This window comes from Paraburkholderia sp. SIMBA_030, assembly GCF_046535245.1.
Lineage (GTDB): Bacteria > Pseudomonadota > Gammaproteobacteria > Burkholderiales > Burkholderiaceae > Paraburkholderia.
Window position 1 is genome coordinate 1 of sequence record NZ_JAWRXB010000755.1, and the last position, 264, is coordinate 264.

The window sequence follows — 264 nt, forward strand, 5'->3', positions numbered from 1 at the left end:
TATTCACGGAACACAAGATGAAGCAGTAGATGTCGGACAGGCAGAGCATCTTCATATTTTGAATCCGAATTCTGAACTTTTTCTTGTTGAAAATGCCAACCATACCTTTGGAGCCAGGGAACCCTGGATAGAAAATCAACTGCCAGAACATCTGAAGGCTGTGACTGAAAAATGCATTAGTTTTCTCAATGAAAAAATGAAGTAAGAAAAAGAATTTTGAAATAAAGCCCTAAAAATCACGTTATAACATATTAATCACCATAT

At 35.6% G+C, this 264-nt stretch carries 1 protein-coding gene; it reads left to right on the forward strand.

All coding sequences use genetic code 11. The features are described 5' to 3' along the window. Positions 1-205, forward strand: a 205-nt coding sequence (locus SB772_RS41990) for a hypothetical protein (RefSeq protein ID WP_410838770.1), incomplete at its 5' end; no start/stop codon positions are given. Positions 206-264: the final 59 nt, after the last annotated feature.